The sequence below is a fragment of the Streptomyces melanosporofaciens genome, from assembly GCF_900105695.1.
GTDB classification, from domain to species: domain Bacteria; phylum Actinomycetota; class Actinomycetes; order Streptomycetales; family Streptomycetaceae; genus Streptomyces; species Streptomyces antimycoticus.
On the sequence record NZ_FNST01000002.1, the window covers coordinates 6738396 to 6760267 of the forward strand.

24 protein-coding genes and 1 pseudogene are annotated in these 21872 nt (G+C 71.3%); 14 read left to right on the top strand and 11 right to left on the bottom strand.

Going from position 1 to position 21872, the window contains the following annotated elements:
• The first annotated feature begins 4 nt into the window (after window positions 1–4).
• From BLV72_RS31995 to BLV72_RS32010, 4 genes are all read left to right on the top strand, one after another.
• The gene (locus BLV72_RS31995) at window positions 5–268 is read left to right on the top strand and encodes a UBP-type zinc finger domain-containing protein (protein WP_093470669.1); all 264 of its coding nucleotides are present in this window, start codon (window positions 5–7) and stop codon (window positions 266–268) included.
• Window positions 268–1881 carry a cyclic nucleotide-binding domain-containing protein gene (locus tag BLV72_RS32000; protein WP_208905791.1) on the top strand — a complete coding sequence of 538 codons (1614 nt, stop codon included), beginning with the start codon at window positions 268–270 and terminating at the stop codon, window positions 1879–1881. The genes BLV72_RS31995 and BLV72_RS32000 overlap by 1 nt, the downstream gene beginning before the upstream one ends.
• Window positions 1882–1887: 6 nt before the next feature.
• Window positions 1888–2457: an Hsp20/alpha crystallin family protein gene (locus BLV72_RS32005; RefSeq protein WP_093466665.1), complete on the top strand. Its 570-nt coding sequence runs from the start codon at window positions 1888–1890 to the stop codon at window positions 2455–2457.
• A 96-nt stretch (window positions 2458–2553) separates the two neighbouring features.
• The gene (locus BLV72_RS32010) at window positions 2554–2985 is read left to right on the top strand and encodes a DUF2267 domain-containing protein (RefSeq protein ID WP_093466667.1); all 432 of its coding nucleotides are present in this window, start codon (window positions 2554–2556) and stop codon (window positions 2983–2985) included.
• Window positions 2986–3103: 118 nt separating this feature from the next.
• Here the strand turns inward: BLV72_RS32010 and BLV72_RS32020 are convergent.
• Window positions 3104–3562, bottom strand: a pseudogene (locus BLV72_RS32020) (transposase family protein); the annotation flags it as partial.
• 175 nt (window positions 3563–3737) lie between these two features.
• Window positions 3738–4073 (bottom strand): ArsR/SmtB family transcription factor, encoded by a 336-nt coding sequence (locus tag BLV72_RS32025; protein WP_014059368.1) that lies wholly within the window; start codon window positions 4071–4073, stop codon window positions 3738–3740.
• 169 nt (window positions 4074–4242) lie between these two features.
• Here BLV72_RS32025 and BLV72_RS32030 point away from each other — a divergent pair, with 169 nt between their 5' ends.
• A complete protein-coding gene (locus BLV72_RS32030) occupies window positions 4243–5385 on the top strand; it encodes an FAD-dependent monooxygenase (RefSeq protein WP_093466669.1) in 1143 nt (380 codons plus the stop codon).
• A 103-nt stretch (window positions 5386–5488) separates the two neighbouring features.
• Here the strand turns inward: BLV72_RS32030 and BLV72_RS48165 are convergent, their stop codons facing one another.
• Window positions 5489–5881 carry a hypothetical protein gene (locus BLV72_RS48165; RefSeq protein WP_167746432.1) on the bottom strand — a complete coding sequence of 131 codons (393 nt, stop codon included), beginning with the start codon at window positions 5879–5881 and terminating at the stop codon, window positions 5489–5491.
• A gap of 124 nt (window positions 5882–6005) precedes the next feature.
• Between BLV72_RS48165 and BLV72_RS32040 the strand changes: the two genes are divergently transcribed.
• A complete protein-coding gene (locus BLV72_RS32040) occupies window positions 6006–6629 on the top strand; it encodes a flavin reductase family protein (protein WP_093466673.1) in 624 nt (207 codons plus the stop codon).
• A 27-nt stretch (window positions 6630–6656) separates the two neighbouring features.
• The gene (locus BLV72_RS32045) at window positions 6657–7304 is read left to right on the top strand and encodes an HAD family hydrolase (protein WP_093466675.1); all 648 of its coding nucleotides are present in this window, start codon (window positions 6657–6659) and stop codon (window positions 7302–7304) included.
• A 275-nt stretch (window positions 7305–7579) separates the two neighbouring features.
• Here the strand turns inward: BLV72_RS32045 and BLV72_RS32050 are convergent, their stop codons facing one another.
• On the bottom strand, window positions 7580–8452 hold the full coding sequence (locus BLV72_RS32050) for an undecaprenyl-diphosphate phosphatase (protein WP_059145874.1): 873 nt from the start codon (window positions 8450–8452) through the stop codon (window positions 7580–7582).
• A gap of 313 nt (window positions 8453–8765) precedes the next feature.
• On the opposite strand from BLV72_RS32050, the gene BLV72_RS32055 reads away from it, so the two are divergent.
• Entirely contained in the window at window positions 8766–10286 is a 1521-nt protein-coding gene (locus BLV72_RS32055; protein ID WP_093466677.1) for an MFS transporter, read from the top strand.
• Window positions 10287–10316: 30 nt separating this feature from the next.
• Here BLV72_RS32055 and BLV72_RS32060 read toward each other — a convergent pair whose 3' ends face one another.
• Window positions 10317–11075: a TVP38/TMEM64 family protein gene (locus BLV72_RS32060; RefSeq protein WP_093466679.1), complete on the bottom strand. Its 759-nt coding sequence runs from the start codon at window positions 11073–11075 to the stop codon at window positions 10317–10319.
• 559 nt (window positions 11076–11634) lie between these two features.
• Between BLV72_RS32060 and tuf the strand changes: the two genes are divergently transcribed.
• Both tuf and BLV72_RS32070 read left to right on the top strand, forming a co-directional pair.
• The gene (tuf, locus tag BLV72_RS32065) at window positions 11635–12816 is read left to right on the top strand and encodes an elongation factor Tu (protein ID WP_093466681.1); all 1182 of its coding nucleotides are present in this window, start codon (window positions 11635–11637) and stop codon (window positions 12814–12816) included.
• A gap of 108 nt (window positions 12817–12924) precedes the next feature.
• On the top strand, window positions 12925–13770 hold the full coding sequence (locus BLV72_RS32070; protein ID WP_093466683.1) for a spermidine synthase: 846 nt from the start codon (window positions 12925–12927) through the stop codon (window positions 13768–13770).
• On the opposite strand, the gene BLV72_RS32075 is transcribed toward BLV72_RS32070, so the two are convergent.
• Window positions 13757–15058 carry an MFS transporter gene (locus tag BLV72_RS32075; protein WP_093466685.1) on the bottom strand — a complete coding sequence of 434 codons (1302 nt, stop codon included), beginning with the start codon at window positions 15056–15058 and terminating at the stop codon, window positions 13757–13759. The two genes, BLV72_RS32070 and BLV72_RS32075, sit on opposite strands and share 14 nt — an antisense overlap.
• Window positions 15059–15133: 75 nt before the next feature.
• A complete protein-coding gene (locus BLV72_RS32080) occupies window positions 15134–16276 on the bottom strand; it encodes a DUF8017 domain-containing protein (protein WP_093466687.1) in 1143 nt (380 codons plus the stop codon).
• 95 nt (window positions 16277–16371) lie between these two features.
• Here BLV72_RS32080 and BLV72_RS32085 point away from each other — a divergent pair, with 95 nt between their 5' ends.
• From BLV72_RS32085 to BLV72_RS32100, 4 genes are all read left to right on the top strand, one after another.
• Window positions 16372–16824: a DUF4442 domain-containing protein gene (locus tag BLV72_RS32085; protein WP_093466689.1), complete on the top strand. Its 453-nt coding sequence runs from the start codon at window positions 16372–16374 to the stop codon at window positions 16822–16824.
• Window positions 16825–16974: 150 nt separating this feature from the next.
• A complete protein-coding gene (locus BLV72_RS32090; protein WP_093466691.1) occupies window positions 16975–17646 on the top strand; it encodes a DedA family protein in 672 nt (223 codons plus the stop codon).
• Between the two features lie 90 nt (window positions 17647–17736).
• Window positions 17737–18252, top strand: coding sequence for a gamma carbonic anhydrase family protein (locus tag BLV72_RS32095; RefSeq protein WP_093470670.1), 516 nt, complete (start codon window positions 17737–17739; stop codon window positions 18250–18252).
• Between the two features lie 23 nt (window positions 18253–18275).
• Window positions 18276–18968: a GAF and ANTAR domain-containing protein gene (locus BLV72_RS32100; RefSeq protein ID WP_093470671.1), complete on the top strand. Its 693-nt coding sequence runs from the start codon at window positions 18276–18278 to the stop codon at window positions 18966–18968.
• 169 nt (window positions 18969–19137) lie between these two features.
• Here the strand turns inward: BLV72_RS32100 and BLV72_RS32105 are convergent, their stop codons facing one another.
• From BLV72_RS32105 to BLV72_RS32120, 4 genes are all read right to left on the bottom strand, one after another.
• On the bottom strand, window positions 19138–19422 hold the full coding sequence (locus BLV72_RS32105) for a glutaredoxin domain-containing protein (RefSeq protein ID WP_093466693.1): 285 nt from the start codon (window positions 19420–19422) through the stop codon (window positions 19138–19140).
• The gene (locus BLV72_RS32110; RefSeq protein WP_093466695.1) at window positions 19409–20290 is read right to left on the bottom strand and encodes a cytochrome c oxidase assembly protein; all 882 of its coding nucleotides are present in this window, start codon (window positions 20288–20290) and stop codon (window positions 19409–19411) included. The genes BLV72_RS32105 and BLV72_RS32110 overlap by 14 nt, the downstream gene beginning before the upstream one ends.
• The gene (locus BLV72_RS32115; RefSeq protein WP_093466697.1) at window positions 20290–20844 is read right to left on the bottom strand and encodes a DUF2243 domain-containing protein; all 555 of its coding nucleotides are present in this window, start codon (window positions 20842–20844) and stop codon (window positions 20290–20292) included. Before BLV72_RS32115 ends, BLV72_RS32110 begins: the two co-directional genes overlap by 1 nt.
• A 201-nt stretch (window positions 20845–21045) precedes the next feature.
• On the bottom strand, window positions 21046–21819 hold the full coding sequence (locus BLV72_RS32120) for a VOC family protein (protein ID WP_208905793.1): 774 nt from the start codon (window positions 21817–21819) through the stop codon (window positions 21046–21048).
• Window positions 21820–21872: the final 53 nt, after the last annotated feature.

Sequence of the window (21872 nt, forward strand, 5' to 3'; positions counted from 1 at the left end):
CGCCATGGCCATCGAGCCCGATCCGCACCTGTCGATGGTGCGCCAGGTCACCCCGCGCAGCCCCGAGGGGTGTGAGGAGTGCCTGCGCCTGGGGTCCCCCTGGGTCCATCTGCGGCTCTGCCTGACCTGCGGACACGTTGGATGCTGCGACTCCTCGCCGCTCAAGCACGCCCGTTCGCACGCGTACGCCGAACAACACCCCATCGTCGAGCCCCTGGAACCGGGCGAGACATGGCGGTGGTGCTACGCCCACGAGGCCATGGCCTGATGACGGGCGAGGACCGGTTCGCGGGCACCGCACCCGAGGGAGCGGTTCCGGACGAGACCCCGGATGTGTACGGCGCGTATCCGCGGCTGACGGACGAGCAGATCACGTTCCTCGCCGGGCATGGCACCCGCCATCCGGTGGGGCCCGGTCAGGTGCTGATCCGCGAGGGCGACCAGTGCACGGACTTCTATGTCATCCTCAGCGGCTCGGTCGCGATCACCGAGCACCACGGCACCCCGGACGAGCGGCTGCTGAGGGTGCACGGACCGGGGCGCTTCCTCGGCGAACTGGGCCTGCTCCAGGGCCAGCTGGCCTTCTACACCGCCCACGCCCGGGAGGCCGGGGAGGTGCTGGCCCTCCCGGTGGACCGGCTGCGGGCGCTGATGGCCCGTGACCCCTGCCTCGGCGACCTCGTCCTCCGCGCCTATCTGGGCCGCCGCGCCCAGCTGGTCGGGGCCGGCGCCGGGTTCCGCATCCTCGGCTCGCGCTACTCGCCCGACACCCGGCGGCTGCGCGAGTTCGCGGCCCGCAACCGGCTGCCGCACCGCTGGATCGATCTGGAGGCGGACCAGGAGGCCGAGGCTCTGCTGCGCCGCGTCGCGGTCAGCCCGGAGGACACCCCCATCGTCATCTGGCGTGAGCACCAGGTGCTGCGCAACCCCGGCAATGCCGAACTGGCCCAGCTCATCGGCCTCACCCCACCGGTCCCCGACCGCAGCCAAAACGATCTGCCGGTCGTCGGCTGTGGCCCGGCGGGGATCGCCGCCGTCTACGGCTCTTCCGACGGGCTGTCCACCACGGTCGTGGACGCGGTGGCCACCGGCGGTCAGGCCGGTACCTCGTCCCTGATCGAGAACTACTTCGGCTTCCCGGCCGGGATCCCCGGCTCGGAACTGGCCGAGCGGCGTGTGCTGCAGGCCCGCAAGTTCGGGACGCAGGTACGGATCCCGGCCGAGGCGACCTCCCTCGAACCGGACGACGGCCACTACCGCGTCACCTTCGCCGACGGCAGCGAAACGCTGTGCCGTACCGTCGTGCTGGCCACCGGCGCCCGGTACCGCAGACTCAAGGTCCCCGGGATCGAGCGCCCTCCCCGGGTGAGCGTGGCTGTGGACACCGAGATCCGCGAGGTACGCGGCGATGACGTCCTGCGGTCGAACGTGGTGGAGCAGACCCGCACTGTGGAGCAGACCCGCACCGGGGAGCGCCGCACTGTGGACGTCCGCGCGCTGTTCGTCTTCATCGGGGCCAAGCCGTGCACCGACCGGCTCACCGGTGTCCTGGCCCTGGACGACCGGGGTTTCGTGCTCACCGGCGACGAGGCCGAGGCCCGCTCGGCCGCCGGCGTCTGGCAGGGCCAGAGCCGCGGCTGTCTGAGCCTGGAGACCACGCTGCCGGGGGTCTTCGCCGCCGGTGATGTGCGCAGCGGCTCGGTCAAGCGGGTGGCCTCGGCGGCCGGCGAGGGGGCGATGGCCATCCACCACGTCCATGACCACCTCGACCACACCACCGCCGACCCCACTCGCCCGAACGGTGACATCCAAGCTCCGTCCGGCCGGTCCGCCGCACCGGGCGGTGACCCGCACGCATCCGCTACACACGACCGGAGGTGAAGGACAATGAGCACACCCGCCCGACGACAGCAACAGCAGCGCCAAGGCGCGATGGACCGACCCCGGGTGTGGGCGCGCAATCCGCTGGCGGAATTCGACGATCTGCTCAACCAGATGGGCGGTCTCCTCGAATCCACGGTCGGCGGAGCGGCGACGCCCGGTCTGGCGACATGGACGCCCGCCGCCGATGTGACCGAAGGCGACGAGGCATACCACGTCGAACTCGAACTCCCCGGCGTCAAGTGCCAGGACATCGACCTCGAGGTCAACGGCCAGGAGCTCACCGTCACCGGAGAGATCAAGGAACGGGAGCGCAAGGGCGTCCTGCGCCGCGGCGGCCGCCGCACCGGTCGGTTCGAGTACCGGCTGCTGCTCCCGAGCGAGGTGAACACCGAGGGCGTCAAGGCGGCCATGTCCGAGGGCGTCCTTACGATCACCGTTCCCAAGGCGGAGGCTGCCAAGCCCCGCCATATAGAGATCACCGAGAGCGTTCAAGGCGAAAGCCGGCGGCAGCAGGAACCCCAGCAGGAACAACAGCCGCCGCAGCAGTCGCGGCAGCCGCAGGGCGGCCCCTGAGACCGCGCGCCTGCCGGCCGCGAACCGGCTCTCTCCTCCCCGCGGCGGCCCCCGCTCCGCCGGGCGGCCGCCGCGGGCACCGGAAGGACGAACACGATGGTTGCGACAGGCTTTCCCGCGTTCGACACGACGGTCGACAAGACCAACCGGCTCCTCAAGGAGATCGAGGACGCGTACGGCTGGCCCAAGGAGCGCCGTAAACAGTCGTACGCCGCCCTGCGCGCGGTCCTGCACCAGTTGCGGGACCGGCTGACGGTGGACGAGGCCGTCCAGTTCGGCGCACAGCTCCCGCTCCTGGTGCGCGGCATCTACTACGACGGGTGGAAACCCGCGGAGACACCCGTGAAGATGCACAGCGAGGAGTTCTACCAGCGGATCCGGCACGACTTCCCGTACGCGATCCAGGGCGACACCGAACAGCTGGTCCACACCGTCCTGGAGACCCTGCAGCGCCATATCAGCGAGGGTGAATGGCACGACCTTCGGGGCCGGATGCCCGCCGACCTGGCCACTGTCATCCCGGCATAGCGAGCCCAGCATCAGCAGGTGTCACAGCAGGAGATCGAAGAGCCGCCCGGCCCCCTCCCAGTGCTGGGTCCGAGGGTTCTTCAGGTCCGGGTAGACGATCTTGAACGTCTGGGCCAGGGTTGACGGCCCGCTGACCAGGGGAGAGAGTCTCCCAGCGCCCCCAGTGGGGAACTCGCACGGTGTCGGCGGCGCCCCGGTAGCCCTTGTCGGCCCAAGCATTCCACCCCGGCCCCGGCAGGGCACCGATGATGCCGTGGGTTCGCGTGGCCTTGATGTCGTGGACAGATCCCGGCAGCGCGGGCGAGGCCCACAGCAACCGTCCCGCCGGGTCGGCGATCACCTGCACGTTCATGCCGTGCTTCTTATGTTTCCCGGAGTAGAAGGGTCGGTCGGCGGCGATCCGGTCGATCGGCAGCAACGTGCCGTCCAGGATCACGAACGCCTTCCCGGATGCTGTCCTCACCGCCTTGGCGAGGGTTGGAGCCAGAGCGGCCAGGATGTCGACGGCCTCGGCGATGTGCCAGTGGGCGGTGGTGGTGCCCACACCGAATCCGGCGGCGAGCTGGGCGTAGGTATGGGGAGGGTGCGGAAGAGCTCGGCGCCGATCACGAGCGCGGGACGGTGGTCGAAGCGACACCGATCCATTCGTGGCCGGGTCGTGCTCGGCTACCTGCGAGCCGGGCGCGAGCTGGATCCTGTCGAGCTCGCGGCTCAGGGCCGACTCGGACTCCTTCCGGTGTGCTCAGCTGTGTTCAGCGAGGAGCAGTACCGCCCGGGGACTCTGCGCCCAGGAGCGTGAGCAGCCCGGGGAATCTCTTCTCGATGTCCGCGCGTCGTAGTCGGATGCCCTTGCGGTTGCCGTAGTCGATCTCGTCAATGAGACCTGCCTCGCGCAGGACCCGGAAGTGGTGGGTCTGGGTCTGCTTCGAGATCGGAAGATTGAACGAGTTGCAGCCCCGCTCGCTGTCGCTGCGGTCGGCGGCCAACTCCGTCATCACCGAACGACGGTGCTCGTCGGCGAGGGCGCGAAATACCGCACCCAGATCGAGCGCGTCGGCCTCGGGGCCGACCAGGTTCATCCCGGCCACGCGGCACTCCCTTCAGGTACGACTTGCATCGTACCTGAAGCATGTGCTCCACTGAGGTACGAAATTGATCGTACCTTGACCCGATTGCGCTGCCCGGTGCCGCCGCCCCTGGGACCCGGCCCGGCACTCGCCGGGGACCTGGTCATCGACACTCCGCGAGGTCATCGTCATGAAGAAGCCCGAGGTGCTGATAGTCGGTGCCGGAATCGCAGGGCCCGCACTCGCATACTGGCTCTCCCAGAATGGATACCGGCCGACGGTCGTCGAACACGCCCGGCAGCTGCGCTCCGGTGGCAGCGCGATCGTCGTGAAGGGGCCCGCGATCCCGGTCGCCGACCGCATGGGCATCCTTCCGCAGCTCCGCGCTCTCGCCACCCGCAATCGGTCACTGACCTTGCTCGACCCCGGCGGCAGGCGGATCCTGCAACTCCCGCTCACCTCGGACAAGGCTCCGACGGTCGAGGTGACCCGAGCCGACCTGTCCGAGGTGCTCCACCGGTCGGCGCAGACCGAGGCCGAGTTCTTGTTCGACGACACGGTCACCGCTCTCGACCAGGACGAAGGTGGGGTGGACGTCACCTTCCGGCGGTCCGCGCCACGGCGCTTCGACTTGATAGTCGGTGCCGACGGGATGCACTCCACCGTACGGCGCCTGGTATTCGGACCCGAGCGGCAGTTCGCGAGCGACCTGGGCCTGTACGGCGCGACCGTCCCGCTGGAACCCGACGCCATCGAGGACCCGAACGAGATGACGATGCTGACCGCGCCGAACCGGATGCTGGTCCTCCACCCCTCGCGGACCACTCCGCTCGCGATCTTCACCTTCCGGGCCGCACAGCTAGCGCCCCACGACCGCAAGAACATCGCCCTTCACAAGCAGACCGTGGCCGAGGCCTACGCCGACGTGCGGTGGCGGGCACCGGAACTCGTGGCGGCGTTCCTCGACCACCCGGCTCCCTTCTTCGACCCCCTGACCACCGTCCGGATGCCCTCGTGGTCCCGCGGACGGGTCGTACTGCTCGGGGACGCGGCGGCGGCGACAGCCCTGCTGGGCGACGGGTCCAGCATGGCGATGGCGGGCGCGTACGCCCTCGCGGAAGAGCTCGCCGCCCATCCCGGTGATCACGCCCGCGCCTTCGCCGCCTACGAGTCGCGGCTGCGCCGTGAGGTAGGCCCGCGGCAGCGACGCGTCGGTCTGCTCTCCAGGCTCATGGTGCCCCGCACCCGGCCGGGCCTCGCGGTGCGCAACGCCGTGGGCCGCGCGGTCGGTCGCACGAACCGGATCGCCTCTCGCGAAGCCGCGAACCGGTAGACCGGGCCCGCACCGACCGGTCACCGGTCGGTGCGCAGCTCCGCGGTAGCTCTCAGCCGTGTCGGCGCCGCCATGTCCGACGAGCCCGGCTCGGCGTGGCAGGTCATCGCCGACGCGGCAGGTCGGCTGCTGGCGGCCTCACCCACCACTCCGGGCGCTCGCCACGACATGGGTGCTGCCGGTGACTACGCCCCCGCGACGCGGAGGTGAAGTGTTGTCTCGGCGAGCAAGCCACGGCATTGAACGCGGAGGTGTCGTTCTCCTTGTAGATCTTGGCGAAGGGACCCCACCGCAGGCGTCGGCGGGTGTCCTCGGCGTCTTCGTGCTGGCGGTCGACGCCCGCCTCCAGGCCGAAGCGGTCGAAAGAGATCCGCGGGTAGGTGCCCGGGCGCTTCGGGGCGCAGGCGGAGAGCTGGTCGTAGAGGTTGAGGGTGACGCGGCCGGTGCGGGCTTGGGGTGGAATGTCGAAGTCGTCCCAGAGGGATACGGCGGACATGGTGGTGCTCAGCTCCGGATGCTCGTGTCTTCCGACACCGGGCACCTTCCGTGGAACTCAGGAGCTGGGTGATGCTGCGATCCCTCGTTAGGATGCGCCGCCACCTGCGCGGATACTGGGCGGCATGCGTATCGATTTCGACCCCGAGGCCCTGGGCTCTACTCCCTTCTACAAGCTGCTGACCTCGGTCGTCGTGCCCCGGCCGATCGCCTGGGTCTCGACGATCAGCCGAGACCACCTTTCGGCGAACCTCGCCCCGCATTCGTTCTTCACCGTCGCGGCCGTGGCTCCGCCCATCGTGCAGTTCACCTCCGTGGGGCGTAAGGACTCGCTGCGGAACGTCGAGGACACCGGGGAGTTCGTGGTGAACCTCGCGCCGGAGGGGCTGTTCGAGCAGGTCAACGCGACCGCGACGGACTTTCCGCACGGGGTGAGCGAGTTCGAGGCGGTGGGGGTGGCGCAGGAGGCGAGTGCGCGGGTGAAGCCGCCTCGGGTGGCGGGGTCGCCGGTGGCGTTGGAGTGCGTGGTGCACAGCACGATGGGGCTCGGCAATTCGACGGTGGTCTTCGGGCGGGTGGTGCATGCCGCGATCGACGACGCGGTGATGGTCGACGGGCATGCGGAGATCACCAGGCTGCGGCCGCTGTCCCGGCTGGGGAAGAACGAGTGGGGCACGGTCGGTGACGTGCTGGACCTCGCCCGGATCCGTTACGCGGACTGGGAGGGCCAGGGGCCCGAGAAGGTGTGAGCGCAGGAGCCGGAGGAAGGGGCCGCGGTGATCGAGAGCGTCGTGTTCGACATCGGCTCGACCCTCGTCCGTGAGGACCGCTACTGGGGTTTCTGGGCCGACTGGCTCGGGGTGCCGCGGCACACCCTGTCCGCGCTGGTGGGTGCCGTCGTCGCGCAGGGGCGGGACGACAAGGACGCGATCCGTCTGCTGCGGCCGGGCGTGGACATCGACGCCGAGTGGCGGGCCCGGGAGGCGGCGGGGCGGGGGGAGTGGCTGGACGAGACCGACGTGTACCCCGATGTGCGGCCCGCGCTCGGCGCGCTGCGGGAGTCGGGGGTGCGGGTGGTGCTGGCCGGGAATCAGACGCTGCGGGCCGGTGAGCTGCTGCGGGAGCTGGGGCTGCCGGTCGACGCCGTGGCGACGTCCAGCGAGTGGGGGGTCGCCAAGCCCGAGCCGCAGTTCTTCCGGCGGGTGCTGGAGCTCGGCGGCGCCGCGCCGGGGGACACGTTGTACGTGGGTGACTATCCGGCCTTCGACATCCGGCCGGCGAAGGCCGCCGGGCTGCGGGCCGCGCATATCCGCCGGGGGCCGTGGGCGTATCTGTGGGCCGATACCGCCGACGCGGCGATGGCGGACTGGCGGATCGACTCGTTGAGCCGGCTGGTGGAGATCGTCACCGAACCGTCGGTGTGACCGTCCCGTGTCCCGCCGGCTCAGGGCAGGGGCGTGCGCTGGGTGAGGAATTCACACCCGGTGTGATGCGAGTGCTTGCATATATCTACCGCACACCCTTCCCGGGTGCCCCGCCGGGCGATTGACTCGTCCCATGCCGCTCAGGGGGCGCCAGACCTGAGCGAAGGGGCCGCCGGACTCCTCCCTCCTCGGCCGGCGGCCCATCTCCCTGTCTGTGCGGATCCCTGTCCGTGCGGATCCCTGTCTGTGCGGATCCCTGTCCGTGCGGGGAAGCGTCAGCCCGCCGACTCGGCCGCGTGGGCGCTCAGCACACCGAAGCCCACCAGCGCGAAGAGCGCGATGCCCAGCAGAATCCGGTAGATCACAAACGGCATGAAGCTCTTGCTCGAAATGAACTTCATGAACCACGCGATGACGACATATCCGACAAAGAAGGCAATAACGGTCGCGAAGATGGTCGGGCCCCACGCCGTATGCCCCTCGGACGCGTCCTTCAGTTCGAAGGCGCCCGAGGCGAGCACCGCCGGCACCGCGAGAAGGAAGGAGTAGCGGGCCGCCGCCTCGCGGGTGTAGCCCATGAGCAGTCCGCCGCTGATGGTCGCGCCGGACCGGGAGACGCCCGGCACCAGCGCCATCGCCTGGCAGACGCCGAATATGAGGCCGTCCCGGATGCTCAGCTCCTTCAGCGTCTTGCGCTGGTTGGCGACGCGATGCCGACCGCCCGACTCATCGCGCGCCGCACGCCGGTCCGCGAAGCCCAGGACCACGCCCATGACCACGAGGGTCGTGGCGATGAGCCGCAGATCGCGGAACGGGCCCTCGATCGCGTCCTGCAGGGTGAGCCCGAGCACACCGATGGGCAGTGAGCCGACGATCACCAGCCAGCCCATCTGGGCGTCGTGGTTGCCGCGCCACTCCTTGCTGAAGAGCGAGCGGAACCAGGCCGACACGATGTTGACGATGTCCTTGCGGAAGTAGATGAGCACCGCGAGCTCCGTGCCGATCTGGGTGATCGCGGTGAACGCGGGCCCAGGGTCGTTCCAGCCGGCGAACGCGGCCGTGAGCCGCAGATGGGCGCTGGAGGAGATCGGAAGAAACTCAGTCAACCCCTGGACCAGCCCGAGGATGAATGATTCAAACCACGACATTGAGTCTTCGCTATCCAGAGGCTGATCGTGCGCTGATCGGTTTCTGGCCAGAGATGGCCAGGCGTGACCGATTCAGGCGGGGTGGTCGGTGGGAAGCCGGCGGTCGAGGATCAACTGCCGGGTGTGGGCAGCGTAGCGTCCCCGGGTGCGTGGCCCATCAAGGGCCCGGTCGGACCATCGGTTCATCGCTTTGACCTTGGGTACTCGGCGCTCGGCCGCCCGGCCGCGGGCGCCCTGGTGAGGATCAGCCGTGGACAGCTGTGGACAGCCTGAACAGTCGTGGACAGCCTGGACAGCCGAGGAGCCGAACCGTATGACCGCGATCGGGCGCGACGGAGGACAGGGAGGCCGAGGGGACGGGCCCGGCGGGACGATCACCACCAAGGTCCCGGCACGGCTGGACCGGCTGCCCTGGTCGCGCTGGCACTGGATGATCGTGATCGGCCTCGGCACCGTATGGATCCTGGACGGTCTCGAAGTGACCGTCGTCGGCAATATCGCCAGCCGCCTCTCCGAGCCCGGCAGCGGGCTGCCCATCACCGACGCGCAGGTCACCGGGGTCGCGGCGGCCCTCTATGTGGCCGGGGCCTGCATCGGGGCGCTGGTCTTCGGCTGGCTCACCGACCGCTACGGCCGCAAGAAGCTGTTCCTCATCACGCTCGGGGTGTATCTGGCCGCCACCGCGCTCACCGCCATCGCCTTCTCCGCCTGGTGGTTCTTCCTCTTCCGCTTCCTCACCGGCTTCGGCATCGGCGGGGAGTACGCGGCCATCAACTCCGCGATCGACGAGCTGATCCCCAGCAGGTACCGGGGCCGCGTCGATCTGGTCATCAACGGGAGCTTCTGGCTCGGCGCGATGGGCGGCTCGCTGCTCTCCGTGCTGATGCTCAACACGAACTTCTTCGCGCTCGACGTCGGCTGGCGGCTCACCTTCGCCCTCGGCGTCGTCCTCGGCCTGGTCATCCTGCTGGTGCGCCGGAACGTCCCGGAGAGCCCGCGCTGGATGTTCATCCACGGCCGGGCGGAGGGCGCCGGGGAACTGGTCGCGGCGGCCGAACGGCGGATCGAGGACGAGACCGGGCGGCGCCTCCCCGAACCGGACAAGGCCATCACCATCAAGACGCGGAAGAGCACCGGCTTCATCGAGATCGCCCGGACGCTCTTCCGGGCGTATCCCCGGCGCGCGGTCCTGGGGCTGGCCCTCTTCATCGGGCAGGCGTTCCTCTACAACGCCATCACCTTCGGCTTCGGCTCGATCCTGGTGCAGTTCTTCGATGTGCCCACCGGCGACACCGGCTACTACTTCGCGGTCATCGCCTTCGGCAACTTCCTCGGTCCGGCCCTGCTGAGCAGGCTCTTCGACACGGTCGGCCGCCGCGTGATGATCTCGGGGACCTACCTCCTCTCCGGTGTGCTGCTGTTCATCACCGCCTGGATGTTCGGCAACGGCTGGCTCAGCGCGGCCACGATGACCGCCTGCTGGTGCGTGGTCCTCTTCTTCGCCTCGGCCGGTGCGAGCTCCGCGTATCTGACGGTCAGCGAGGTCTTCCCGATGGAGACGCGCGCCCTGGCCATCGCCTTCTTCTACGCCATCGGCACGGCGGCCGGAGGCATCACCGGGCCGCTGATCTTCTCGGATCTGACCCAGAGCGGAGTCGTCGCCGACACCGCGTTGGCCTTCTCCATCGGGGCGGCGCTCATGGTCGCCGCCGGGCTCGTCGCCGCCTTCCTCGCCATCCCGGCGGAACAGCGCTCGCTCGAGGACATCGCCGAGCCGCTGTCCGCCCGCGCGGCGGCCGCATCCGCCTCCGCCCATGGACCGGCCGGCGGCTGAGCGCGTCGCCCGCCTCCGGTCCGCCGCTCGTCAGGCCGACGGCCGCGTCTCGCCCGCGGTCGCTTCCTCGCCGAGGCGCTCCCCGGGGCCCGCGGGGCGCAGCCGGCCGCGCTTGCGCCAGGCCACCAGCGCCCCCGCGACGGCGGGCACCGTGATGAAGGCCAGCGCGAGGAGGAAGACGGGGGAGGTGGGGGTGGTGGCGCGGCTGCCCGCGACCACGTACGCGGCGGTGTTCGGCACACTGCCCAGCCCCGTGGCCAGCAGGAACGACGGCCAGCCCATCCGTGAGACGGCCGCGCAGTAGTTGGCGGCGGCGAACGGTACGCCGGGGAACAGCCGGATCGCCAGCATGGACCGGAACCCGTGGTGGCTCAGCTGCCGGTCCGCCGCCGTGAGCCAGCGGCCCCGGAGCAGCGGACGCAGCGCGTCCTGCCCCAGCAGCCGGCCGAGACCGAAGGCGATCCCGGCGCCGATCACCGTGCCGCCGACGGCCGTGACCAGCCCGGCCTGGATGCCGAAGAGCGCACCGGCCGCCAGGTTCAGCAGCGGCCTGGGCACCAGGGCGGCGGTGCCCACCCCGTACGCGGCCGTGAACAGCACCACGGCCGTCGCGCCCGACAGCTCCGGCCAGCCGTGGGTCAGCAGCCGCTGCGGCTGCCACAGCCAGACCGCGATCGCGGAACCCGTGAGCAGCGAGGCGAGCAGCCCCAGCCGCGACCACGGAGAGAGGAGCACGGCGCGGGCGCGGCGCGCGGCCGGTTTCGCGGGCGGTGCGGCGACATCGAGCATCGGTGGAGCGTAACCGACCAAGCCGGGCGGGCGCCGTGATGTCGTCGCGTTGTCGTCGGATTGTCGGCAGACCGTCGACAGAGGGTCGGCGGACCGTCTCAAACCAGTCGGCAGGCGGTCCGAAATCAGTCGGCAGACGGTCGGAAACCAGTCGCCGGGCCCGGCCCGAGCGTCGGGAACGAGCAGGCCGGACGCCCGGTCAACCATCCCGGTGCCACCGGGCGTTCGCTCCCGGACCACCGGTCCCACCGGCCCCGTACGCACCGAAAACCATTCGACGCGGACCGTACAGTGCGCGAAGATCACAGCATGTTCCGGCTCGCCTTCCTCACGCCGACGTCCGCGGTCGCGGACGCGCCGAAGGCTGCCGTCCCCTCTCTCGCTCCGGCCGCGGTCGCCGCCCTCACGACGGATCCGCCCGCCGCCGTTCCCGCCGTCTGCCTCCACGGCGCCCGAAGCTGACCCTCCTCGGACAACTCCGACGGATCCCCCAGGGGGAGGGTCGGCGAGGTTCTGGGGTCCGCGCTTCCCACCCCCGCTGACGAGGAGAGACCGTCGCATGTCCAAGCAGACCTATGTGCGCACCAAGCCGCATCTGAACATCGGCACCATGGGCCATGTCGACCACGGCAAGACCACGCTGACCGCCGCCATCACCAAGGTCCTGAGCGAGCGCGGCACCGGCGGGGCCTACGTACCGGCGGACCGTATCGACCGGGCGCCGGAGGAGGCCGCGCGCGGCATCACCATCAACATCGCGCATGTCGAGTACGAGACCGAGACCCGCCACTACGCGCATGTCGACATGCCCGGCCACGCCGACTTCATCAAGAACATGGTGACCGGCGCCGCCCAGATCGATGGGGCGATCCTCGTCGTCTCCGCGCTCGACGGCGTGATGCCGCAGACCGCCGAGCATGTGCTGCTGGCCCGTCAGGTCGGCGTCGACCACATCGTGGTGGCCCTCAACAAGGCCGACGCGGGCGACCCCGAGCTCACCGACCTCGTCGAGCTCGAGGTGCGCGAGCTGCTCACCGCGCACGGCTATCCCGGCGACACCACGCCCGTCGTACGGGTCTCCGGGCTGCGGGCGCTGGACGGCGACCCGCGGTGGACCGGGGCGATCGAGGCGCTGCTGGACGCCGTGGACATCTATGTGCCGACGCCCGTGCGCCTCACCCGGGCCCCGTTCCTGCTACCGGTGGAGAACGTGCTGACCATCACCGGACGCGGCACGGTCGTCACCGGCGCCATCGAGCGCGGCACGGTACGGGTCGGCGACCGTGTCGAGGTGCCCGGCACGGAGGTGGCCACGGTGGTCACCGGCGTGGAGACCTTCGGCAAGTCCATGGCGGCGGCCGAGGCGGGCGACAACGTCGCGCTGCTGCTGCGCGGGGTGGCGCGGGACGCGGTGCGCCGCGGCGATGTGGTGGCCGCGCCCGGCAGCCTCGTGCCCAGCCGGCGCTTCACGGCGCGGGTGTACGTCCTGTCGGCGGCCGAGGGCGGGCGGCGGACCCCGGTGTCCACCGGCTACCGCCCGCAGTTCTACCTCCGCACGGCCGATGTGGTCGGCGCCGTGGACCTCGGGCCCGTCGCGGTGGCGCGCCCCGGTGACACCGTCACCATGACGGTCGAGCTCGGCCGCGCCGTACCGCTGGAGCCGGGCCTGGGCTTCGCGATCCGCGAGGGCGGCCGCACGGTGGGCGCGGGCACGGTGACCACCGTGCTCGACCAGCCGTAACGACGAAGCGGCACCGCTCGCCCGCCTCCCCCCCCGGAGGCGGGCGGGCGAGGCCGCGAAGACCCCTGGCGGCGCGAGGCGCGAGCCCCGTGGCGGCACAATGAGACGGTGAACGAGCCGATACCCGTAAGCCGCGCCGTGGACGGCGGCACCGCCAAGCTGATGCCGGATCTGGACCGCCCGCACGCCTGGCTGCTCACGGTGGACGGCGCCCCGCAGTCCTATGTCGACCTGGACGATCCGGCCCATCTCGAATTCGAGTACGCGCGGCGGATCGCCCACGTCCTGGACGCGGCGGCCGATCCCGGCGCCCCGCTCGACGTTCTGCACCTGGGCGGCGGGGCGCTGATGCTGCCCCGCTGTCTGGCCGTCACCCGCCCCGGCTCGCACCAGGTGGTGATCGAGGCCGACCGGGGGCTGCTGGAGCTGGTCGCCGAGCATCTTCCGCTGACGTCCGGGGCGGGCATCACGGTGCGGCCGCAGGACGCCCGGACGGCGCTGGAGACCGCGCCCGAGGGGTCCGCCGATGTCATCGTGGCCGATGTCTTCGGCGGTTCGCGGGTGCCCGCGCATCTGACCTCCGTCGAGTACGCCCGCGCCGCGGCCCGGGTGCTGCGGCCGGGCGGGTGGTACGTCGCGAATCTGGCCGACGGGGCGCCGTTCACCTTCCTCCGCTCCCAACTGGCCACCTACCGCACGGCGTTCGCGCATCTGGCTCTGATCGCGGAGCCGTCCGTGCTGCGCGGCCGCCGGTTCGGCAACGCCGTGCTGGTGGCCTCCCAGTCCGAACCCCCGGTCGCCGTGCTGGCCCGCCGCACCGCGGCCGACGCCTTCCCGGCCAGGGTCGAGTACGGGGCGGCGCTGGAGCGTTTCATGGGCGGCGCGGCGCCGGTACGGGACGAGGACGCCACGCCGTCGCCCGAGCCGCCGGACGGGGCGTTCAGCGTGGGCTGACCGGCTCCGGGGCGGTGTCCGTGGCGGCCGGTCCGCCCTCGATGACGGGCGTGCTCTCGCGCCGGCGCAGCCGCCGTACGTCCGGGACCGTCAGCACCGCCAGCGTCAGCGCCAGGATCAGCGCCGAACAGCCCCACAGCGAGGCCGACCGGCCGAATGCCCCCTCGGCCGGGCCCGCGAGCGCCGTGGCGACCGGCACCATGGCGACGGAGCCGAACCAGTCGTACGCCGAGACCCGCGACAGCTTGTCCTCGGGGATCTCCTGGTGCAGCGCGGTCATCCAGGACACCCCGAACACCTCGACCGACACCCCGACCAGGAACATCACCACCACCAGCGCCGGAATCGCCACCGGGACGGCCAGCGCGGCCGACGGCAGGGCGAGCGGCAGGATGCTCAAGGAGCCCGCGAGCAGCAGTCGGCGCGGCCGCCAGCGCATCATCAGCAGACCGCCCAGGACGGTGCCCGCGCCGAACGCCGCGAGCGCGAATCCCCAGGGGCGCGCGCCGCCCAGATGCTCTTCGGCGACCAGCGGGCCGAACACCGACTCGGCCGCGCCCACCACGGCGTTGACGACGGCGAACTGCACGATGATGGACCACAGCCAGGGCCGGCCGATGACTTCGTGCCAGCCCTCGCGCAGATCCCGCAGCATGCCGCCCCCGGGTTTCCGCCGGGCCACCGCGCTGACGTCGAGCAGGGCGCGCAGGGCACCGGCGATCGCGAACGCGGCGGCGTCGACGGCCAGCATCCAGCCGGGGCCGACCACCGCGATCAGCGCGCCGCCGACCGCCGCCCCGCCGATCTGCGCACCGTTCATGCCCATCCGGAACAGCGCGAAGGCGCGGGCCGCCTGTTCGCCGGTGACGCTGGAGAGCAGCATGCCCTCGGCGGCGGGGGAGAAGAACGCCTGCCCGGTGCCGCCGAGCGCGGAGAGCACGGCCATCTGCCACAGCCGCGCCTCGCCGGACAGGACGAGCACGGCGAAGACCGCCTGCGAGGCGCAGTTGAGGCTGTTGGCGGCGACCATCACCCGGTGGCGGGGCAGCCGGTCCGCCAGCGCGCCGCCGATCAGCAGGAAGACGACCAGCGGAAGCGTGCGGGCCGCCGCCACCAGCCCGACGTCGCCGCCGTCCCCACCGGCCTCCAGCACCGCGAACGCCGCCGCGATGAGGGCTCCGGCGTTCCCGAGGCCCGTCACCACGGCGGCGGCGGTCAGCAGTGTGTAGTTGCGGCCGGCCCACGCGGGGCGGCGCGGTCGGAGGCTCGGGGCCGGAGGAGTCGTCACATCGGGACTATCCCTGGGGGCGGGCCCCGGCGTCCAACCGTATTCCGGCCGCCGTCATCGGCGGTCGGGCGGTGGTCATGAGACCTCCGACTTCACCGGCCGCAGCGAACTCATGATCTTCTTGATCGTGGCGTCCGGGACCTCTTCCTTGGTGCCCTTGACGGAGTACAGGACCCACGTCGCGAAGTCACCGTTGGTGTCCGTGTAGGTCACCGTGACGGACTTGCCGTCGGTGGAGCACTTGTCGGTCTTCTTCACCCCGGTGACGGTGGCCGACGCGGTGTAGCCCTTGAGGCCGTGGGCGCTGGTGAACTTCTTGGCGTCGGTGACCTTGCGGGTCCCGGTCTGGTCCTGGTCGAAGGCGGCGAAGACCCAGTTCTCGGCCTCGACCTTGGCGGCCGACGCCTCGTTCTTGGCGCCCTGCGCACCCTTGGAGCCCGCTCCGGCGGCGTGGCTCTTGTTGACGTAGCCGTCCTTGTCCTTGACCGAGCAGTAGTCCTTCTTGTACCTGGCCGGAGCGGACATGACAACGAGCGGCTTGCCCTTGTCGTCCTCGAAACCGGTGCTCAGCCCCGGCGATTCGACCGTCCACTCCGGGGGGACGTCGAAGGCGTTGTGCCGCTTGGGGCTGACGACCGGCTTCCAGCCGGGTATGACCGCCTTCACGTCGGTGGCGTCACCGCCGGCGCGCGGATTGTCCGCACCGCCGCCGCCCGGGTCCTCGGTCGGCTCGTCGGAGGTCGGGGCGGACGAGGAGACGGCGGGCGTCTTGTCCTTCCCCTTGGACTCGTCACCGCCGTCGCCGTCGTCCTTGCCCAGGACCAGCGCACCGGTGATGGCGGCGGCCGCGACGACCGCGATCGCCGCGACGATGGCGATGGTCGTCGTGCGCTTCTTGTTGTCGCGCGGCGGCCGCGGTGCGCCGGGCGGGCCGGACGGAGCACCCCACTGCTGGCCGGTCGGCTGCGGCGGGCCGTAGCCGGGTTGCTGTGGCTGGCCGTAACCCGGCTGCTGGCCGTAACCCGGCTGCTCCGGCTGACCGGGCTGTCCCGGCTGCTGCTGGGGAGGCTGCTGATAGGGATTCGGCTGCTGGTATCCCGGCTGCTGATACGGGTTGGACTGGTCGTATCCCGGCTGCTGGTACCCCGGCTGCTGATAGGGGTTCTGACCTTGCGGGTTGTTCTGCTCGCCCCCGGGCGGCTGCTGTCCTGGCCACATGGCGAGTAACGATAGAGGGGGCCGACGACGGCTGCTACGCCTGCCCCGTCAACCGCCCCTTCCACCGTTTACTACTGGGTGGTAACTTCCGTGGCATGTCAGAAACTCAGCCCTCCGTCGGTGAGATGCTCGCCGCCACGGTGCCCATGGTGCGCACCTTGAACCTGGAGTTCCTCGAGGCGTCGCCCGAGCGCGCGGTGCTGCGCCTGCCCGACCAGCCCGACTTCCACAACCACGTCGGCGGCCCCCACGCGGGCGCGATGTTCACCCTGGCCGAGTCCGCGAGTGGCGCGATCGTGCTGGCGGCGTTCGGCGATCAGCTCGGCCGCGCCGTGCCACTGGCCGTGCGCGCCGAGATCGGCTACAAGAAGCTCGCCAAGGGCCCCGTCACCGCGACCGCCACCCTCGGCCGGACCGCCGCCGAGGTGGTCGCCGAGCTGGACGCGGGAAAGCGCCCCGAATTCCCGGTGAACATCGCGATCACCCGGGAGGACGGCGCGGTCACCGGCGAGATGTCCATCGTATGGACCCTACGTCCCCAGTCCTGAGCGGTCATCCCTTCGCCGGAGTCGGCGCGAGCGGGAGCACGACCTGGGGATGATGGCGACCGCGTGCCGATTGAGTAGTCTTCCCGGGGTGTGCCGCGCTCCCGTCCGGCGCACGCCGGGAAGCGATCGCCACACGGGGAGGAACCGGCGTTGCATATCGAGGAATGGCTCGAGACCGTACCCGCGGTCAGCGTGTATCTGCTGGTGGGTCTCGTCATCGGCCTGGAGAGCCTGGGAATCCCGCTTCCCGGTGAGATCGTCCTCGTCAGCGCGACGCTGCTGGCGGCCTCGCAGGACCACATCAACCCCTACATCCTCGGCGCCAGCGCCATCGCGGGCGCGGTGATCGGCGACTCCATCGGCTATCTCATCGGCCGCAAGGGCGGACAGCCACTCCTCACCTGGCTGGGCCGCAAATTCCCCAAGCACTTCAGCGCCGAGCATGTGGCGACCGCCGAGCGCTCCTTCCAGAAGTGGGGCATGTGGGCGGTCTTCGTCGGCCGTTTCATCGCGCTGCTGCGCATCTTCGCGGGCCCGCTCGCGGGTGTGCTGCAGATGCCGTACTGGAAGTTCCTCATCGCCAATGTGCTCGGCGGCATCATCTGGGCCGGTGGCACCACCGCGGTCATCTACTCCCTGGGCAAGGTCGCCGAGGACTGGCTCAAGCGCTTCTCCTGGCTCGGGCTCGTACTGGCCCTGCTCTTCGGCCTCGGCTCGATGCTCGTCATGAAGTGGCGCTCCAAGAAGGCCAAGCCCGCCGCCGCGGTCGCGACGGCCGATTCCGAGACGGCCGAGCCGGAGCCGGTCCGGGCCGGCGACTGAGGCGGCCGCCGGTCGAAGCGGTGGACCGGCCAGGGCGGGGAATATGAAGGGGACGACCAGGTGGGAGCAACGGTGCACGACGCCTTGATCATGGAAATCGGCGGTAAGGAGCCACAGATCGCCCCCGAGGCGTTCGTGGCCCCCACCTCGGTGGTGATCGGCGAGGTCGTGCTCGCCGCGGGATCGAGCATCTGGTACCAGGCGGTGCTGCGGGGCGACGGCGGCCCCATCGTCCTCGGCGCGGACAGCAACATCCAGGACAATTGCACGGTGCACGTCGACCCCGGATTCCCGGTCTCGATCGGTGAGCGGGTCTCCGTCGGGCACAACGCGGTCGTGCACGGCTGCACGGTCGAGGACGATGTGCTGATCGGCATGGGGGCCACGGTCCTCAACGGCGCCCGGGTCGGTGCCGGGTCGCTGGTCGCCGCCCAGGCCCTGGTGCCGCAGGGGATGCAGATACCGCCCGGCTCGCTGGTGGCCGGGGTGCCGGCGAGGGTGAAGCGCGCCCTCACCGACGAGGAACGGGAAGGCATCAAGCTCAACGCCCAGGTGTACGCGGACCGGGCGAAGCAGTACCGGGAAGCGCTCAGAGGCGGCGAGTAGCTCGATGTGATCGGATGGTGGGCATGGACTGGGAAGCCTTCGCCGAGCGCATGGCCACCATGGCGCGGGACCTGCTGGCGCAGGTATCCGTGGAGGCCACTCTCGAGCGGATCTCCGAGTGCGCGGTGGACATCGTGGACGGCTGCGACGCGGCCGGCATCCTGATGCTCCGCGGCAAGCGGGTGGAGTCCCTCGCGCCCACCGACGGCCTGGTGGTCCGCTCCGACCGGCTGCAGGAGCGGCTCGGCGAGGGGCCCTGCTTCGACGCCGCCCGTCGGCTGGGCGGTGAGCGGGTGTTCCGGATCAGGGACTTCACCCAGCCCGAGGAGCGCTGGCCGGCCTTCGTCAGCCAGGCCCGCGACCTCGGCATCGGTAGCATGATGGGATTCCTGCTCTACACCGAGCAGGAGAACCTCGGCGCCCTGAACCTCTACTCGGCGCGCCCCGCCGCGTTCACCAAGGCCAGCGAGACGGCCGGCTGGCTGCTCGCCTCGCATGCCGCGGTCGCCTTCTCCAGCGCCCGCACCGCCGATCAGCTCCAGCAGGCGATCGAGACCCGGCACACCATCGGGGAGGCCATGGGCATCCTCATGGAACGTCTGAAGATCACCGAGGATGACGCCTTCGCGTTGATGCGGCGGGTGTCCCAGGAGCGGAACGTCAAGCTGCGCGACCTCGCCCGGCAGATCTGCGAGAGCGGCGGAATCGACGGCTGACGCATCAGGGGGGTATTGACGGCTGACGCATCGGCTTGGGGCCGACGCATCAGCCGAGCGGCTCTTCCGGCCCGTGGTCTGGACCGGAAGGGCCTGGCCACCGAGTTCCCCCGGGGGTACGCCGACGGCTTGCGGGGCGGGTACCCCGGCCCGCCGGGTACGACACCCCTCATCCGTCCTTGGACAGGACGTGCGGGGCGTGGGTCCTGACCGCCTCCATCAGCTCGCCCATCGACGGGTTCACCATGGGCCGGCCGGCCACCGTCACGGTCGGCACGGTCTCGTTCCCGTCCGCGACCAAGCGGACGAACGCGGCCGCCTCCGGATCCCTCCAGATGTTCACCTCGGCGTGCCGCAGCCGGGCGAGGCGCAACCGCGTGCGCAGGTGCATGCAGAACGGGCACAGCGGCCGCCAGTACACCACCACGCCGTCTAGGTCCTCACGGTCCGCCATCACGCATCCCCTCCTCGAGCCGCCCGGCCGGGCGCCGCACCGAGCGTAGCCGTGTCCCGTACGCCCTCCGAGGGGTGCGTACGGGGCGCCAGGTGGCGACGAGGGCCGCGGCCAGCAGGAGCTCGGCGACGTCGCCGCCGTAGTACATGATCTCCGCGCCGCCCTGGACCTCGGCGATCGGGGCGTGGACCTCGACCCAGAAGCCCCCGTACATCAACTGGGCGATGGCCGCGTGGGCCGCGATGGCGACGCCGAGGACCACCAGCCGGACCGGCACACCGGGCCGGGCGGGCGCCGGGTCGGGACCGGCGATGACATACGCGAACAGCCAGCCCGAGAGCAGGAAATGGGCGTGCGTCAGCCAGTGCCCCCCGGGCCGATCCATGACGGTGTCGTAGAGGGGGGTGAAGTACAGCAGCACCAGCCCGCCGGTGGTCAGCAGCAGGGCGGTGACGGGGTGGGCGAGCAGCCGCGCGGGGCGGGAGCGCAGCACGGCGGTCAGCCGCCGGCCGCGGTGCGGGGGCAGGGCGCGCAGCAGCAGGGTGACCGGGGCCGCGAGCACCAGCGCGAGAGGTGCGTACATCCCGAGCAGCAGATGCTGGACCATATGGCCGCGGAAGTCCCGATGGGCGAACGGCGCGAGAGGCGGAAGCAGCGCCACGGCCAGGAGGACGAGCCCGGCCGCGAAGCTCATCGAGCGCGGGGCCGGCCAGCCCTGGGCGGGGTTGCGGCGACGGGCGCGGCGGAGCGCCAGCGCATAGGCGGTGGCACACACCAGCAGGGCGATGGCCGGCAGCCATACGTCCAGGAGGCCGCCGCCCGTGCCCCCGCCGTGTCCATGGCCGGGATGCGTCGCGCCGCCACCCATCACCCGTGCCCGGTGGCGCGGGGCGCCTCGGGGCCCAAGGGCGCCCCGCCGCGCTGCAGCAGATAGCCGCCGGCCACCAGAAGGGCGCCCAGGATCAGGAAACCGGCGTCCCACCACGCCTGCTCCGGGCCGCTGCGGACATGGTGGATGCCGAGGATCTGGTGGTCCAGCACCCCCTCGACCAGGTTGAACAGGCCCCAGCCGACCAGGATCCAGCCCCACAGGACGCGCGAGCCCCACACCCGGCGCCGGTCGTGGGTGACCCGGGCGTAGAGGATCGCCAGCCCCAGCAGGACCGCGATCCAGCACACGGCGTGGAAGATCCCGTCCCACACGGTGTTCATCTCCAGCCCGGGGACGGTGTGCGGGTTGTAGTACCTGACCCCGATGCGGTCGTGGTTGGTGCTGCTGAGCATGTGGTGCCACTGCAGGAGCTGGTGCAGCAGGATCCCGTCGAGGAATCCGCCGAGCCCCACGCCCAGCACGATCCCCGGCAGCCGAATGGTGTGCGGCGTGGGCAGACCGGCCCGGGTTTCGTCCGCCGTGGTGGCCATCACCGCTCTCCGTCCTGCCGACAGTCCGGACGGCAGGGTGTTCCCGCGCGCCCGTCGCCACCACGGCTTCCCGGCCGGACCGGCTTCGTCACCGGTCAGCGCCGTCTTTCCGCCATACGCCGAGCCGGGGCGGGGTGACGTGGGCTCAGCCAGGCCGGGGCGGGGCGGGCTGAGCCGAGTCGAGCCGGGGCGGGTCGTCCGTCAGGCGGCCGTGACGGTGAACAGCCCGCCGTCCGGGTCGCGCAGGATCGCCTGACGGCCCGCGGGGGAGGCGGTCGGCGCGAGGGCGACCGTGCCTCCGGCGGCACGGGCCGCCGCCACCGCGGCCGTCACGTCGGGGACGCGGAAGTGGACGTACCAGCGCGGCCGGACCTCCGGGTCGGGGGCCTGCTCCACGGAGCCGCCGTGGACCACCGCCAGCTTGCGCCCCGCCTCGCGCACGATCACCTCGTCGTTCTCGTACTCCACCGAGCAGCTGCTCTCCGGGGACGCCCAGCCGAAGACCTCGCCGTAGAAGAGGGCGGCCGCGAACGCGTCGCGGGTCCGCAGCTCCAGCCAGGCCGGGGCGCCGTCCGGACCCGACGGCCAGCCGGGCAGCGCCTCCCCCGCCCAGAAGCCGAAGACGGCGCCGTCGCGGTCGGCGGCCAGCGCGGCGCGGCGGCCCGGGCCGAAGGGGAGCGGACCGACGCCGACGGTGCCGCCCCGCTCATGGATCCGTGCCGCGGTGGCGTCCGCGTCCTCCACGGCGAAGAACGGCGTCCAGGCGGTCGCGCTCCGAAGGCTGCTCGCGAGCGCTCCGACCCCGGCCACCGGCGCGCCGCCGAACAGCGCCGTACGGAACTCCTCACCCACCCCGGTGGGGCGCCAGGTCCATCCGAGCACCGCGGTGTAGAACTTCTGGGCCGCCTGGAGGCTGGGGGCGGCGAGACTCACCCAGCAGGGGAATCCCGGCCGTGCGTGGCCGATCGGCTTCATGGGCACCACTCCTCACACTCCGCCCCGACACCACCGCGGGGACTGCACCGGTG

Excerpts from the sequence above, each read along its gene's own strand:
- BLV72_RS31995 (WP_093470669.1), top strand. The coding sequence starts at position 5 with ATGGCCATCGAGCCCGATCCGCACCTGTCGATGGTGCGCCAGGTCACC.
- BLV72_RS32000 (WP_208905791.1), top strand. The coding sequence starts at position 268 with ATGACGGGCGAGGACCGGTTCGCGGGCACCGCACCCGAGGGAGCGGTT.
- BLV72_RS32005 (WP_093466665.1), top strand. The coding sequence starts at position 1,888 with ATGAGCACACCCGCCCGACGACAGCAACAGCAGCGCCAAGGCGCGATG.
- BLV72_RS32010 (WP_093466667.1), top strand. The coding sequence starts at position 2,554 with ATGGTTGCGACAGGCTTTCCCGCGTTCGACACGACGGTCGACAAGACC.
- BLV72_RS32030 (WP_093466669.1), top strand. The coding sequence starts at position 4,243 with ATGAAGAAGCCCGAGGTGCTGATAGTCGGTGCCGGAATCGCAGGGCCC.
- BLV72_RS48165 (WP_167746432.1), bottom strand. The coding sequence starts at position 5,881 with ATGTCCGCCGTATCCCTCTGGGACGACTTCGACATTCCACCCCAAGCC.
- BLV72_RS32040 (WP_093466673.1), top strand. The coding sequence starts at position 6,006 with ATGCGTATCGATTTCGACCCCGAGGCCCTGGGCTCTACTCCCTTCTAC.
- BLV72_RS32050 (WP_059145874.1), bottom strand. The coding sequence starts at position 8,452 with ATGTCGTGGTTTGAATCATTCATCCTCGGGCTGGTCCAGGGGTTGACT.
- BLV72_RS32055 (WP_093466677.1), top strand. The coding sequence starts at position 8,766 with ATGACCGCGATCGGGCGCGACGGAGGACAGGGAGGCCGAGGGGACGGG.
- BLV72_RS32060 (WP_093466679.1), bottom strand. The coding sequence starts at position 11,075 with ATGCTCGATGTCGCCGCACCGCCCGCGAAACCGGCCGCGCGCCGCGCC.
- tuf (WP_093466681.1), top strand. The coding sequence starts at position 11,635 with ATGTCCAAGCAGACCTATGTGCGCACCAAGCCGCATCTGAACATCGGC.
- BLV72_RS32080 (WP_093466687.1), bottom strand. The coding sequence starts at position 16,276 with ATGTGGCCAGGACAGCAGCCGCCCGGGGGCGAGCAGAACAACCCGCAA.
- BLV72_RS32085 (WP_093466689.1), top strand. The coding sequence starts at position 16,372 with ATGTCAGAAACTCAGCCCTCCGTCGGTGAGATGCTCGCCGCCACGGTG.
- BLV72_RS32095 (WP_093470670.1), top strand. The coding sequence starts at position 17,737 with ATGGAAATCGGCGGTAAGGAGCCACAGATCGCCCCCGAGGCGTTCGTG.
- BLV72_RS32100 (WP_093470671.1), top strand. The coding sequence starts at position 18,276 with ATGGACTGGGAAGCCTTCGCCGAGCGCATGGCCACCATGGCGCGGGAC.
- BLV72_RS32105 (WP_093466693.1), bottom strand. The coding sequence starts at position 19,422 with ATGGCGGACCGTGAGGACCTAGACGGCGTGGTGGTGTACTGGCGGCCG.
- BLV72_RS32110 (WP_093466695.1), bottom strand. The coding sequence starts at position 20,290 with ATGGGTGGCGGCGCGACGCATCCCGGCCATGGACACGGCGGGGGCACG.
- BLV72_RS32115 (WP_093466697.1), bottom strand. The coding sequence starts at position 20,844 with ATGGCCACCACGGCGGACGAAACCCGGGCCGGTCTGCCCACGCCGCAC.
- BLV72_RS32120 (WP_208905793.1), bottom strand. The coding sequence starts at position 21,819 with ATGAAGCCGATCGGCCACGCACGGCCGGGATTCCCCTGCTGGGTGAGT.